The following is a 12,725-nucleotide window of genomic DNA, read 5'->3' as shown; positions in this document are numbered from 1 at the left end:
CGGTCACACTCCGGGCAAAACAAAGGCGCCGTTAAGGCACCTTAGATCAATAAAACGGCGCGGCGCGAAGCCGCGCTCATCGGGCAAGCGCGATCAATCCCACCAGATATCGAACAGATCGCTAACCTTAACGTCGCTCAGTTTGCGCGCTTCCAGCCAGTTTTTCACCAGCTCGCGATGCTCGTCGGTGCAGTGGCCGATCTTCTGCAGGCAGATCAGACCTTCCCACTGCAGGTAGCCGCTGCCGTCAAACGCCAGGCCGTTCGGCTCGATCACTTCATCGATGAAGGTATCCAGCGTGCTGTCGATGTCTTCCACCGACGTGCCTTCGGCGAAGCGCCAGGCTACGGAGAAACCCAGCTCCTGAAATTCTTCAATGTGCAACTTTTTACGTAAACGACGACTGCGGTTCTTAGCCATTATTCTTTCCTCTCAAACATCAAGTCCCAAACGCCATGTCCCAGGCGCTGGCCGCGTAATTCAAATTTCGTCAGTGGGCGCGAATCCGGACGCGGCACGTAATCATTATCGCTGGAAAGATTACGGTAGCCTGCGACCCCGTTCATAACCTCTAACATATGTTCCGCATAAGGTTGCCAATCGGTGGCCATGTGGAAGACACCGCCGGTCTTCAGCTTGCGCAGCACCAATTCGACAAACGGCGTTTGCACGATGCGGCGCTTGTTGTGACGCGCCTTGTGCCACGGATCGGGGAAGAACAGCTGCACCATGTCCAGCGAGCCGTCCGGGATCATGTTTTCCAGCACCTCAACCGCGTCGTGGCACATCACGCGCAGGTTGCTCAGCTTCGCCTCGTGGGCGTCGGCCAGGCAAGCGCCCACGCCCGGCGAGTGCACCTCAATCCCTAAAAAGTTCTGCTGCGGGTTGTTGCCCGCCATGGTCACCAGCGAGGCGCCCATGCCAAAACCGATCTCCAGCACCGTCGGCGCGTCGCGGCCGAACAGCGCGGCGAGATCGACAGCGTCAGCCTGATACTCCACGCCCATCACCGGCCAATAGTTCTCCAGCGCGTGCTGCTGGCCTTTGGTCAGCCGCCCCTGGCGGCGGACAAAACTGCGGATACGGCGCATCGCGCGGCCGTTCTCATCAAATTCCGGGGAGATGACGTCATTAATCATAGTGCTTTCTGTCTGTTTGGCTGCCAATTAGGGAAACGCGCATTATGCAAAGATACATTGGTTTAGCAAGTGTTCATCTTCTGTACCCGCCGTGCGGCGTCGGAAAGTTCCGGTTTACAGCACCATGACTCTATGCTGCAATCTCGCTTCATTTTCTGCCGGATAACGACGCTGCTCATGATGCAAGCACAACAATTCGCACAGGTGGTGCTTGACTGGTATCAGCGCTACGGCCGCAAGACCCTGCCGTGGCAGCTGGAGAAAACCGCCTATCAAGTATGGCTCTCCGAGGTGATGTTGCAACAGACCCAGGTTGCCACCGTCATTCCTTATTTTCAGCGCTTTATGGCCCGTTTTCCCAACGTGCGCGCGCTGGCGGAGGCCCCGCTGGACGAAGTGCTGCATCTGTGGACCGGCCTCGGCTATTACGCCCGCGCCCGCAACCTGCACAAGGCGGCGCAGACCATTGTCGCACAGCACGGCGGCGAGTTCCCGACAACCTTCGCAGAAATCGCCGATTTACCGGGCGTCGGCCGCTCTACCGCCGGCGCGGTGCTGTCGTTGGCGCTGGGCCAACACTATCCGATCCTCGACGGCAACGTGAAGCGCGTGCTGGCCCGCTGCTACGCGGTGGAGGGCTGGCCGGGCAAGAAAGAGGTCGAAAACCGGCTGTGGAAAATCAGCGAAGAGGTCACCCCGGCGCAGGGCGTCGGCCAGTTCAACCAGGCGATGATGGATCTGGGCGCCATGGTCTGCACCCGCTCCAAGCCCAAGTGTGAACTCTGCCCGCTCAACGTCGGCTGCCTGTCTTACGCCAATCACAGCTGGGCCAACTACCCCGGCAAAAAACCCAAACAGACCCTGCCGGAAAAAACCGCCTACTTCTTATTGCTGCAGCACGGCGAGCGCGTGTGGCTGGAACAGCGCCCGGCGGTAGGCCTGTGGGGCGGTCTGTTCTGCTTCCCGCAGTTCAGCGCGCGCGTTGATTTGGAACTCTGGCTGCAGCAGCGCGGTCTGAAAGGCAAGCGCCTGGAACAGCTGACCGCGTTTCGCCACACGTTCAGCCATTTCCACCTCGATATCGTGCCGATGTGGCTGTCGCTCGACGCGGCGGGCAGCGGCATGGATGAGGGCGCGGGTCTCTGGTATAACTTAGCGCAGCCGCCGTCGGTCGGGCTGGCGGCACCGGTAGACCGTTTGTTGCAACAGCTGGCGAAGCAGCCCCCGATCCAACAAAACTTATATGGCGATAGCGCCATCGATGAGGAATTAGCATGAGCCGCACCATTTTTTGTACTTTCCTGCAGCGCGACGCCGAAGGCCAGGACTTCCAGCTTTATCCCGGCGACGTCGGCAAGCGCATCTACAACGAGATCTCCAAGGAAGCCTGGGGCGAGTGGATGAAGAAGCAGACCATGCTGATCAACGAGAAAAAGCTGAACATGATGAACGTGGACGACCGCAAGCTGCTGGAAGAGGAAATGATCAAGTTCCTGTTCGAAGGGCACGACGTGCACATCGAAGGCTATACGCCGCCGAGCGAATAACGCTGTTGGGGCCAGGCGCTGGCCCGCTTCAATCCTCTTATACTTCTTCCAAACGGCTTTAAGATGAAGAAAATTTTAGCTTTGCTCGTAATAGCGCCTTTGCTGATCTCCTGTTCCGGCAAAAAAAGTGAAGAAATCAACGAAGCCTGGATTAAAGATACCAACGGCTTCGACATTCTGATGGGCCAATTCGCCCACAACATCGAGAACATCTGGGGTCTGAACGAAGTTCTGATCGCCGGGCCGAAAGACTACGTCAAATATACCGACCAATACCAAACCCGCAGCCACATCAACTTCGACACCGGCGCCATTACCATCGAGACCATCGCCACCACCGATCCGGCCGCGCACCTGCGCCAGGCGATCATCAGCACGCTGCTGATGGGTGACGATCCGGGCTCCATCGATCTCTATTCCGACGCCAACGATATCCAGATCAGCAAAGAGCCGTTCCTGTACGGCCAGGTGCTGGATAACAAGGGCGCGCCGATCCGCTGGGAATGGCGCGCGGCGCACTTCGCCGATTACCTGCTGCAGACCAAGTTGCAAAAACGCACCTCCGGCCTGCACGTGATCTACTCGGTCACCATCCAGCTGGTGCCGAACCACCTGGACAAACGTGCGCACAAATACCTGCCGATGGTGCGCAAGGCGTCGGAAAAATACGGTGTGGACGAGTCGCTGATCCTGGCGATCATGCAGACCGAATCGAGCTTCAACCCGTATGCGGTGAGCGGTTCGGACGCGCTGGGCCTGATGCAGGTGATGCAGCACACCGCCGGCAAGGATGTGTTCCAGATGCGCGGCAAATGGGGCACCCCGAGCCGCAGCTACCTGTTCGATCCGGAGAACAACATCGACACCGGCACCGCCTACCTGGCGATCCTGCAGAACAACTACCTGGGCGGCATTCAGAACCCGACCTCGCGCCGCTATGCGGTGATCACCGCCTACAACGGCGGCGCCGGCAGCGTGCTGCGGGTGTTCTCCAGCGACAGAACGCGCGCGGTGGGCATCATCAACGCCATGCAGCCGGGCGACGTGTATCAGACGCTGACCACCAAGCACCCGGCCGCCGAGTCGCGCCGCTATCTGGTGAAAGTGAATACCGCGCAGAAGAGCTACCGCAGGAAGTAACGCGTTCCGCGTGGATAAATGAGAAGGGCCGGTGCGAACCGGCCCTTTTTCTATGGCTTGATCATATAGCCGAAGATGCGCTTCCAGCCGTGATCTTTTTTCTCGATGTAGACCCCCTGCAGCTCCGGCGAGAAGCCCGGCAGGCGGTTGATGCCCTCTTCCAGCGCCAGGAAGTAGCGCTGCACCGCGCCGCCCCACACTTCGCCCGGCACCACGCACAGCACGCCCGGCGGGTACGGCAAGGCCCCTTCCGCCGCGATGCGCCCTTCCGCCTGGCCGATCGGCACCAGCTCGACGTTATCGCGGATAAACTCCACGTTGGCGTCCTGCGGGTTCATCACCACCGGCGGGAAATGATCCTGGCGGAACATCTCCTTTTGCAGCTGTTTGACGTCGAAGCTGACGTACAGATCGTGCATCTCCTGACACAGCCGGCGAATGCTGTAACCGCGGTAGCGCTGCTCGTTCTTGCGGTACACCGTCGGCAGCACCACGCTCAGCGGCGCGTCCTCTGCAACATAGCGTTCGAACTGTGCCAGCATCTCCACCAGCTGTTCCATCTTGGCCGGGTTCTCCGCCGGGGTCAGCAGGAACAGGATCGAGTTGAGATCGCACTTCTCCGGCACGATGCCGTTCTCGCGCAGGAAGTTGGCCAGAATGGTGGCCGGCACGCCGAACTCGGTGTATTGGCCGGTCGCGGCGTCGATGCCCGGCGTGGTCAGCAGCAGCTTGCACGGATCGACCAAATACTGATCCTGGGCATAGCCTTCGAAGCCGTGCCACGTCTCCCCCGGCACGAAGGTGAAGAAGCGCGCGTCGTTGGCGATAAGGTCAGTATCGTGATCCTGCCAGTCTTTGCCCGCCACCTGCTGCGGAATAAACGGCTTCAGCTGCGAGCAGCGCTTGAGCAGCTGTTTGCGCGTCTCGATGCCCAGCTTGACACAGTCCATCCACATGCGGCGCCCGGCGGGGCCGGCGTGCATCTTGGCGTTGACGTCCAGCGCGGCGAACAGCGGATAGAACGGGCTGGTCGAGGCATGCAGCATGAACGCGTTGTTCAGGTGCTTGTGGTTGCAGTGGCGCTTTTGCCCTTTGATATGATCGTCTTTCTTGTGGATCTGCGAGGTCTGCGAGAACCCCGCCTGCTGTTTATGCACCGACTGGGTGACGAAAATGCCCGGGTCGTGTTCGTCCAGCTCCAGCAGCAGCGGCGAGCACTCTTTCAGCATCGGAATAAAGCCTTCGTAACCCACCCAGGCGGAGTCGAACAGGATGTAGTCGCACAGATGGCCGATGGTGTCGATCACCTGGCGAGCGTTGTAAATCGTGCCGTCGTAGGTGCCGAGCTGAATGATCGCCAGCCGGAACGGCCGCGCCGCCGCCGCCTTCTCCGGCGCCACTTCGCGGATCTGCTCACGCAGGTAGCGCTCGTCGAAGCAGCGCGCGTCGATGCCGCCGATAAAACCGAACGGGTTGCGGGCGGTTTCCAGATAGACCGGCGTGGCGCCGGCCTGGATCAGCGCCCCGTGGTGGTTGGATTTGTGGTTGTTGCGATCGAACAGCACCAGATCGCCACGGGTCAGCAACGCGTTGGTCACCACCTTGTTGGCCGCCGAGGTGCCGTTGAGCACGAAATAGGTTTTATCGGCGTTGAACACCCGCGCCGCGTGCTTTTGCGCATCCTTGGCCGATCCTTCGTGGATCAGCAGATCGCCCAGCTTGACGTCGGCGTTGCACATGTCGGAACGGAACAGGGTTTCACCGTAGAAATCGAAGAACTGCCGGCCGGCCGGGTGCTTGCGAAAGAACTCGCCGCCCTGGTGCCCCGGGCAGGCGAAGGTCGAATTTTCCATCTCGACGTAGGTCTTCAGCGTTTTGAAAAAAGGCGGCAGCAGCGCCTGCTCGTAGGCGTCGGCGGCGGCCTCCAGCTGCGCCATGTAGAACGGCTTGCTGGCGCCGGCCAGCAGCGCGAAGACCCCACTGACGAATGGCAGATAGTCCGGCGAGAGATGCTCGTCCCCTTCCACCGCCACGAAGGTCGGGATGTCGAACCCCGTCGCCTGCAAGCGCGCCAGAATGCCGGCGTTCACGTCGGCGACCGACACCACCACCGCCGCCACGTCGGTGTAGTCCGTCTGCTCTACGCGCACGATCTGACGCAGCGTCTCAATGGTGGCGACCAGGCTGGCGCTGGTCGCGATTTTCAATTCTTTCATCATGCTGACTCTCAAACGGTGAAGGATGAGGGTGTGCCACCGGCACGGTAATGAGATAACGCGGTTATCCCGGTAAAAGCGATACCCGGGCACGGCAGCATAAGCGGCGTGCGTGACCGGCTCATGATCGGCGATCATCAGGCGGCTATCGGGAAAACTGGTCTTGGCAGCGTCCGACAGGCATCAGTAAAATCAGGGCCGCAGCGCTGGCTTTACGCATGCCTAACAGCGAGCATCAGGCGGCCTTACCGCATGGCCGGCAGGCGTATTCGGGCGGATGGCGTACGGAGGAAACAACGGCGGAACGGTGGCGGCGTCAGGTGTCTGGTGCGCAGCAGCGCTTGAGCAACAAAACCAGTCATGCCAATAACCCTCTGGCTTATAAGAAGCGTGAACACCGTCAGGGAACGGAGAGTGCTAAAATTTGCGCAATGATTGCATGATTCGTTGCGGGGTTCAAGCAAGAATCGCCTTGATTGAACGCTCGTTGATTAAATCATAATGCATTGTTATTTAATTAAAAAATAAGAACCCACGCTCGTGTCATCGGTATAAATACACGTTTTATATGCATATTTATTGAAAGGCGATATCCCCCCGCCCCCCATCCCGCCGGGTTCGCTGCCTGAAAATAGAGCAACCGATCGGCTTTGTGACAGAAAGCGATTGACGCCATCCGGCCAATACGGTTTAATGCGCCCCGTTGCCCGGATAGCTCAGTCGGTAGAGCAGGGGATTGAAAATCCCCGTGTCCTTGGTTCGATTCCGAGTCCGGGCACCATATTTAGAGAACCCGCCTATGGCGGGTTTTTCGCTTTCTGGGGTACGGACTCTCCATCGAACTGCGTTCGATTATTCGGCCAAAGGCCTCACCCTGCGGGCCAGCGCTAAAGCGCTGTTCAACGCGGCACAGGCGCCGGTTGTCCGAGTCCGGTCGCCCTATTCAGAAGAACCCGCCTATGGCGGGTTTTTCGCTTTCTGGAGTACGGACTCTCCATCGAACTGCGTTCGATTATTTGTCAGGTACGCCATGCGTTAAGCGATAGTGATCAGGGTCGGTTACAGCCAGGCAATCATCAATGGCAGAAAGGTTGTTGTGCAGCATACCAGCCTGGGCTCGTATCAGGCGGAAAACACTCTGGTTAGCCTATTCTGTTGGTTAATCAGCAAGTGGCCGCCGGCGAGGAAATGCCTTTCCAGGTGTGAATGAGCAATACCCCGGCGCTTCTTACCGATACCCAAGATGAATAAGCCGGCTTGGTCGTTTATTAAAATTTAACGCGTTATCTCCTACCATAAAATTTTATGACGGCTAATAATCAGCCGTTTTTTCCTGACTAATTTAAGATGCTTATAAAAAGACAACAGGCTAAATAAAAATAGTATTGCTGCAGAAAGCAAAAAAAACACTTAAGTTCCTTTTGTTAGAAAAAGAAAGCTCTAAAACTGATAAAATAGTAAGCCATCATTTTCAAAAAAAAGATTAGTCATCTTGCGATATTAACCAATACATAAATTCTCGTTGGCGATTCAGCATCAGTTTTTTCATCACCGACCGTTTATGGCTATGTACCGTTTTTACACTGACGCCGATCTCCCTGGCCGTCTGCGATTGATCCATCCCTCTTCGAAGGTGGCTGATCACCTGACATTCGCGATACGTAAACGGATGGGACACCAATGGACGTATCACCCCATGACAATTAGCAAAAAGATTCGTCAGCAACGCGCTGAGCGCCTCTCTTCCCCAAGTGCGCAACAGCACAAGCGATCGGTCTTCATGGATGCCGGACTTTCGCTCCTTGATCGCCACAATATGCGACGCGGCGCCATAACGCCATAAAACTCGCCAATACTGGATACGCAGCGCCGATGAAACAAAAACGATATCGGGATGTTCTTCATCATCTGAGGTTAGAAAGCGCACGCGTTTCGCGTACTCCTGCGCATATTCCTCAATAATTAGCCGCAGGCCAACGGCAAAATAGCCGTTATCATCATCAATAAGAACTTTTATTGGGCTCATTCTCTCCCCTTTTAAATCTCATACGCTTTTATATAAAAGATGAGTATCCAAAACCTCTATTAATATAAAAGCAGCCTCTTCCCTAAGAGAGAAGTCAAGGCACGCTGAACACTAACGTTGCAGAACCGGAAAATGCTCCCGTTCTTATCTCATTAAAAGGAATGTTCTTTTTAATTGGCACAAAGCTCAACGTATCACTGCCGATGCCGTTAACAATTTTAGAATTAAACATTTCATTAGGTTTAACAACCTTTCCTTTGTAGACCATGGCAATTCCAATATTTTCATTCGAGGTTTTAATCGCCTCAGAACTGAATCCGCTAGCGTTGCCGACTAAACGAACCGCAATATCCTGACTGGCATTAGAACCCTCACAATAATAATCGAGATTCTGCTCCTGCTTAATCAACGCGCTGTCTACAGTAGTGGTAAAGTTGTCCTGACTAATTGGCCCGAAATCGACATTCATCTGCCTGCCGCCATTGATGGTGCAGTTGGTTGTCGCGAAATAAGCGTCGTTATCGGCAATCAACTCCCAGATATAAGGACCACAACTAGGGCATCCTTGTCTATCATTTTCTTGTACCATAGAAAATATAGCCAGTGTAGTTCCCTTTCTAATTGAAATATCCCGAGAGGGTTGCTTCCTTACTCTAATATACATCTGCATGGGAACCGACACTGTTTGCAGACCTGTAACAGAAAGCAATCTTTTTTTAATGAAAGGGTCGTTTTCCGGTATGTCATAATCAACACCATTAATGGTCACGCCAACATTAAAAAGATAAAGATCGGACAGATTGACAATAACTGAAGCAAGAGTAAGGTAATCTGTCCAGGAAGAAACATCATTCTTGCAGGTAACCTGGCTGACGTTGGATATCAGGTTTTTCCCGGAAACAAATTCAGGCCCTATATGGACTCTCACTTGAACAGGTGTATTGGATCCACCCGGAGGAATAATTCCGCCATCAGCTGTTTTACAGGTGAAGGCTTGCGCCTCGCTCACCAATAAAAACAAAAACGCGCTCAAGAATACGCAAGGAGCGTAATTTTTTCGCATAATATCATTCCTTATGCCTATTCATTACCAGAAAAAAAATTCAACCGACGATTGCAGTCTCCAGAGATAATCTGCCAACGGCATCGCCATAACGCTGAACTCGCCGGACAGATCCCGTCCCCAGTTTTTTACCATCGCCACCTGCAGCACCAGCGAATTAGCCATCACAATGGTAATATACTCATAAAAACCAACCGTATCTTTACTGCAGTAAGTGCAACTTATCAAGGCACGCTGAATACTAACGTTGCAGAGCCAGAAAATGCTCCCGTTTTTATCTCATTAAAAGGAATGTTCTTTTTTATCGGTACGAAGCTCAACGTATCACTGCCGATGCCGTTAACAATTTTAGAATTAAACATTTCATTAGGTTTAACAACCTTTCCTTTGTACACCATGGCAATGCCAATATTTTCATTCGAGGTTTTAATCACCTCAGAACTGAATCCGCTAGCGTTACCGACTAAACGAACCGCGATATCCTGACTGGCATTAGAGCCCTCGCAATGATAATCGATATGCTGACTCTGCTTAATCACCGCGCTGTTTACAGTAGTGGTAAAGTTGTCCTGGGTAATCGGCCCGAAATCGACACTCATCTGCCTGCCGCCATTGATGGTGCAACTGGTTGTCGCGAAGTAGGCGTCATTATCGGCTACAAACTCCCATATATAAGGGCCGCACTGAGGGCAACCTGGTTTATTATTTCTTTGCTCCATATGGAATCGCGCTAATACATCTCCTTTTTTTATAACGATGTCCCACGACGGCTCTCTCTTTACCTTCAGATATAAATTAATAGGTAGATCATGATACAGTATGCTCGTTCCCCATAAAGCAAGCACCACTTGATCTATATTAAGACTATTTCCTGCCGCTATCTCATAAAACCTATCTTTTAACTGTACGCCAATAGTAAAAAAGGATAACTCAGGCTTTACAACAACCATTGATTTAAGTCTCAGGACATCCAGCAAACTATTATCATAGCTATCATTTCTGCAGGAAATTTGACTGAGATTGGATAACTCGTTTTTCCCATCAACCAGGTTTGGGCCAATACTAACTCTTACCGGAACAGGCGTAGTAGATCCCCCATAAGAAATAATTCCACCATCACTGGTTTTACAGGTGAAGGCTTGCGCCTCACTTACCAATAAAAAGAGCAGCGCACTCAATAATACATAAGGGGAATAAGTTCTATACATGAAGTCATTTCTCAGTAATTATTCACAATAAGTAAAATAAAACCGACTGCCTTTTACGGTCTCTAAAAATAATCAGCCAACAACGTCGCCGTAACGCTGAATTCGCCCGATGGCAATTCTGCCCCTGCTCTTTTAACCGGCACCGCCTGCAACATGGGCGGGCTGTCAATTGCAATATCGATGCGCTTATTTAATTCAAGCGGTTGACCATTCTGCAATATACGGAGCGCCAAATCCGGAATGTTGGTTTGCAGAGCCGCCGTATCAAAGCCGCTGACTGGCCCGAAAAGCGTCAATCCCAACGCCATCCCGCCACCGCCCTGCTCACAGGTAATGCGGTAGTTGATCAATTGCAGGTAATTCTTACCATCCACCTTACTCACCCCTACCCGATCGCCAAAATCAACTTCAACGGTTTGCCCATTGTTGATCGTGCAAGGCGGTGGGGCATTCAGCGTGCCGTAAAAGACCATATCCGCGGTGGCTGCAGCCTGAGCCGCGCCGGTTTGCATCAATGCCAAGAGAGCCAACGCGCTCAGGCGTTTCGCTCTTATCGCTTTCCAATACGGACACATCGCTGGGCTCCTTGAAGAAAATATGTTTTGCGCCTCAATCCGGTCGCTACTGATAATCCACCAGCATGGTCGCCGTAGCGTAAAACGAGCCGCCGGACAGCTTCGCATCGTGACGTTTAACCGGCACAGCCTGCAGCAACGGCGTCTCGGGATAAATAAACTTAAACCAGCTATTAGGTGCCATAGGTTTGCCGTTGACGCGTAGCTCGACAGCCAAGTCAGGCATCGTGGTCGTTCGCAACGCATGCTGGTTGAAATCAGAGACATCGCCCTGCAGCTGCATGCGAAGCGCATTCGGGCTGTTACTATGACACTCCAGCGTATAATCCAACGATTTCAGGTAATTACTGCCATCGATACGAGTAGTGACTAGATCGTTGCCAAAATGAGTGACTATTGCCCGTTTACCGTTAATTGAGCAAGGCATCGGCGCAGTCACGGTGCCGCTGAAAGAGATAGCGGTATCCGCCCAAGAGGCGCCGGCGGGTATAACCGACAATGCCAAAAACAGCCATGCCGCCACCCGGAGTTTTCCTCTCACACTTGCCATTTATTTCGCTCCGTCAGTCATAATTCAGCCTGAAATCTATCGTTGCGGCATAAGCACCGGCCCTTAATGGCGCCGGGGTTCGTTCCGGCGCCACCTTATACGTAAGTACATTGTTCCCCTGCTCAAGCAATAGCGGGGCGCCGCGTTCACCCAATCGGGCATCACGCCCCGCGGCATCCGTTACCCGCAGCCCGATGCCTGAAACGCCCACCAATTTGACCAACTGCGGATTATCCGCATCCGCAGGAGCACTGAAACCGATAGTGACCGCCGGTTGATAAGGCGCCCAGCTCAAAGATCCGGTGCGTTCATCTCTGGTGCCGGTGCCTACGCTGCGTAGGCAATCGCGTAACCTCAAGGAAAATGCCACCGGTTCACCACGATCCCCCGCCCGCCGCAACTGCGCGGTGCCGATATCGTCCAAACGTATGTCTTGCCTGGCACTGTCCATCTCCAGCCGACAGGCGCTTTCCGTCAAAACCCCTCTCACATGCAGCACGCCGTCGGCGCCGTAGGTATCGAGCTCGTTTGCCGCTTGCGCTGCAGGCATGAGCCACAGCGTTGTCATAATAATGAGTGGCACCATCAGCGCCAGCCCGCCCAATACGGCGTAATAGCAGAGTTCGTAAGCAACATATGAATATGAGCGATGCACTCTCGGTTTTTCCCTTGTCATATCATCCCCTCCTGAGTAACTGTCGCAGCCCGCCTTCACTCATATTCCAGACCGAAAGTGGTGACGGCTGAGAATGCGCCAAGACTGATTTTCTTTTGCGCTATCGCCTCCCCCTCCGCCTGGATGTAAACCTGCAGTTGCAAACTGTTGGTGCCGTTAACCAGCGCATAGCCTTGGCCTGGCTTGTTCAATACGACGGGTTTCCCCTCCGCCGTCGCTATCCCTAAGGCGATGCCGCTGGCCTGGCTGCCGCCATCCAAAGCCAGCAGGCCGGGCAAGGCGGCGCTTTCAGTACCGCTAAACGTGAGCTTTACCGTTTTTCCCACGCTGACGTCGCAATCCTGTAAGGTCAGGCTAAACGGCTTTGCCGGCGTGCGACTGTGCATGTAGAGGTATTTGTCAATAACCGGATCCAGCTCCAATTGAATATCTTCATCGCCCATTCGCAACGTACATGGCTCCGTAACCAACGCTCCGTGCAATAACATATTGTCCGTCGTAGCTACTGAACAATACGAACTCATGCTCGCGCTCAGGGCGAGCGTCAGGCGCAATAACAGGCTTTTCATCTGCCCCCCTAGGCTT

Annotated in this window: 13 protein-coding genes and 1 tRNA gene; 4 read left to right on the top strand and 10 right to left on the bottom strand. The window is 54.1% G+C overall.

Features of this window, described 5'->3' with window-relative positions:
- Window positions 1-93: 93 nt before the first annotated feature.
- Together ACJ8MK_RS20845 and trmB are read right to left on the bottom strand one after the other, a co-directional pair.
- A complete protein-coding gene (locus ACJ8MK_RS20845) occupies window positions 94-420 on the bottom strand; it encodes a YggL family protein (RefSeq protein WP_025304256.1) in 327 nt (108 codons plus the stop codon).
- A complete protein-coding gene (gene trmB / locus ACJ8MK_RS20840; protein ID WP_033654659.1) occupies window positions 420-1,139 on the bottom strand; it encodes a tRNA (guanosine(46)-N7)-methyltransferase TrmB in 720 nt (239 codons plus the stop codon). Before trmB ends, ACJ8MK_RS20845 begins: the two co-directional genes overlap by 1 nt.
- A 177-nt stretch (window positions 1,140-1,316) precedes the next feature.
- Here trmB and mutY point away from each other — a divergent pair, with 177 nt between their 5' ends.
- The 3 genes from mutY to mltC all read left to right on the top strand — a co-directional run bounded on the left by mutY (window position 1,317) and on the right by mltC (window position 3,826).
- Entirely contained in the window at window positions 1,317-2,417 is a 1,101-nt protein-coding gene (mutY, locus tag ACJ8MK_RS20835) for an A/G-specific adenine glycosylase (protein ID WP_223182207.1), read from the top strand.
- Window positions 2,414-2,686 carry an oxidative damage protection protein gene (locus tag ACJ8MK_RS20830; RefSeq protein WP_004937404.1) on the top strand — a complete coding sequence of 91 codons (273 nt, stop codon included), beginning with the start codon at window positions 2,414-2,416 and terminating at the stop codon, window positions 2,684-2,686. Before mutY ends, ACJ8MK_RS20830 begins: the two co-directional genes overlap by 4 nt.
- Before the next feature lie 63 nt (window positions 2,687-2,749).
- Window positions 2,750-3,826: a membrane-bound lytic murein transglycosylase MltC gene (mltC, locus tag ACJ8MK_RS20825; protein ID WP_033649581.1), complete on the top strand. Its 1,077-nt coding sequence runs from the start codon at window positions 2,750-2,752 to the stop codon at window positions 3,824-3,826.
- A gap of 50 nt (window positions 3,827-3,876) precedes the next feature.
- Here the strand turns inward: mltC and speF are convergent, their stop codons facing one another.
- Complete coding sequence (speF, locus tag ACJ8MK_RS20820) at window positions 3,877-6,042, bottom strand: ornithine decarboxylase SpeF (RefSeq protein ID WP_101455849.1); 2,166 nt, start codon at window positions 6,040-6,042, stop codon at window positions 3,877-3,879.
- A gap of 705 nt (window positions 6,043-6,747) precedes the next feature.
- On the opposite strand from speF, the gene ACJ8MK_RS20815 reads away from it, so the two are divergent.
- Window positions 6,748-6,823, top strand: a tRNA-Phe gene (locus ACJ8MK_RS20815).
- Between the two features lie 702 nt (window positions 6,824-7,525).
- Here the strand turns inward: ACJ8MK_RS20815 and ACJ8MK_RS20810 are convergent.
- From ACJ8MK_RS20810 to ACJ8MK_RS20780, 7 genes are all read right to left on the bottom strand, one after another.
- Window positions 7,526-8,068: a helix-turn-helix transcriptional regulator gene (locus ACJ8MK_RS20810; RefSeq protein WP_442518031.1), complete on the bottom strand. Its 543-nt coding sequence runs from the start codon at window positions 8,066-8,068 to the stop codon at window positions 7,526-7,528.
- Window positions 8,069-8,162: 94 nt separating this feature from the next.
- Window positions 8,163-9,131 (bottom strand): fimbrial protein, encoded by a 969-nt coding sequence (locus ACJ8MK_RS20805; protein ID WP_080441624.1) that lies wholly within the window; start codon window positions 9,129-9,131, stop codon window positions 8,163-8,165.
- Between the two features lie 224 nt (window positions 9,132-9,355).
- Window positions 9,356-10,339, bottom strand: coding sequence for a fimbrial protein (locus tag ACJ8MK_RS20800; RefSeq protein WP_442518030.1), 984 nt, complete (start codon window positions 10,337-10,339; stop codon window positions 9,356-9,358).
- Between the two features lie 62 nt (window positions 10,340-10,401).
- Entirely contained in the window at window positions 10,402-10,914 is a 513-nt protein-coding gene (locus tag ACJ8MK_RS20795; RefSeq protein ID WP_033655236.1) for a fimbrial protein, read from the bottom strand.
- Window positions 10,915-10,960: 46 nt separating this feature from the next.
- Window positions 10,961-11,464 carry a fimbrial protein gene (locus ACJ8MK_RS20790; RefSeq protein ID WP_442518029.1) on the bottom strand — a complete coding sequence of 168 codons (504 nt, stop codon included), beginning with the start codon at window positions 11,462-11,464 and terminating at the stop codon, window positions 10,961-10,963.
- 13 nt (window positions 11,465-11,477) lie between these two features.
- Entirely contained in the window at window positions 11,478-12,140 is a 663-nt protein-coding gene (locus ACJ8MK_RS20785) for a fimbrial protein (protein ID WP_442518028.1), read from the bottom strand.
- Between the two features lie 35 nt (window positions 12,141-12,175).
- A complete protein-coding gene (locus ACJ8MK_RS20780; protein ID WP_077791485.1) occupies window positions 12,176-12,709 on the bottom strand; it encodes a fimbrial protein in 534 nt (177 codons plus the stop codon).
- Window positions 12,710-12,725 lie beyond the last annotated feature (16 nt).

Source organism: Serratia sp. CY38905 (genome assembly GCF_052168875.1).
Taxonomy (GTDB): domain Bacteria; phylum Pseudomonadota; class Gammaproteobacteria; order Enterobacterales; family Enterobacteriaceae; genus Serratia; species Serratia sarumanii.
The sequence above is the reverse complement of the archived record's forward strand: the minus strand, read 5'-3'. Positions and strand labels throughout refer to the sequence as shown.

What these genes read in the sequence shown, in the direction of transcription:
- ACJ8MK_RS20845 (WP_025304256.1), bottom strand. Translation starts at nt 420, where the DNA reads ATGGCTAAGAACCGCAGTCGTCGTTTACGTAAAAAGTTGCACATTGAA.
- trmB (WP_033654659.1), bottom strand. Translation starts at nt 1,139, where the DNA reads ATGATTAATGACGTCATCTCCCCGGAATTTGATGAGAACGGCCGCGCG.
- mutY (WP_223182207.1), top strand. Translation starts at nt 1,317, where the DNA reads ATGATGCAAGCACAACAATTCGCACAGGTGGTGCTTGACTGGTATCAG.
- ACJ8MK_RS20830 (WP_004937404.1), top strand. Translation starts at nt 2,414, where the DNA reads ATGAGCCGCACCATTTTTTGTACTTTCCTGCAGCGCGACGCCGAAGGC.
- mltC (WP_033649581.1), top strand. Translation starts at nt 2,750, where the DNA reads ATGAAGAAAATTTTAGCTTTGCTCGTAATAGCGCCTTTGCTGATCTCC.
- speF (WP_101455849.1), bottom strand. Translation starts at nt 6,042, where the DNA reads ATGAAAGAATTGAAAATCGCGACCAGCGCCAGCCTGGTCGCCACCATT.
- ACJ8MK_RS20810 (WP_442518031.1), bottom strand. Translation starts at nt 8,068, where the DNA reads ATGAGCCCAATAAAAGTTCTTATTGATGATGATAACGGCTATTTTGCC.
- ACJ8MK_RS20805 (WP_080441624.1), bottom strand. Translation starts at nt 9,131, where the DNA reads ATGCGAAAAAATTACGCTCCTTGCGTATTCTTGAGCGCGTTTTTGTTT.
- ACJ8MK_RS20800 (WP_442518030.1), bottom strand. Translation starts at nt 10,339, where the DNA reads ATGTATAGAACTTATTCCCCTTATGTATTATTGAGTGCGCTGCTCTTT.
- ACJ8MK_RS20795 (WP_033655236.1), bottom strand. Translation starts at nt 10,914, where the DNA reads ATGTGTCCGTATTGGAAAGCGATAAGAGCGAAACGCCTGAGCGCGTTG.
- ACJ8MK_RS20790 (WP_442518029.1), bottom strand. Translation starts at nt 11,464, where the DNA reads ATGGCAAGTGTGAGAGGAAAACTCCGGGTGGCGGCATGGCTGTTTTTG.
- ACJ8MK_RS20785 (WP_442518028.1), bottom strand. Translation starts at nt 12,140, where the DNA reads ATGACAAGGGAAAAACCGAGAGTGCATCGCTCATATTCATATGTTGCT.
- ACJ8MK_RS20780 (WP_077791485.1), bottom strand. Translation starts at nt 12,709, where the DNA reads ATGAAAAGCCTGTTATTGCGCCTGACGCTCGCCCTGAGCGCGAGCATG.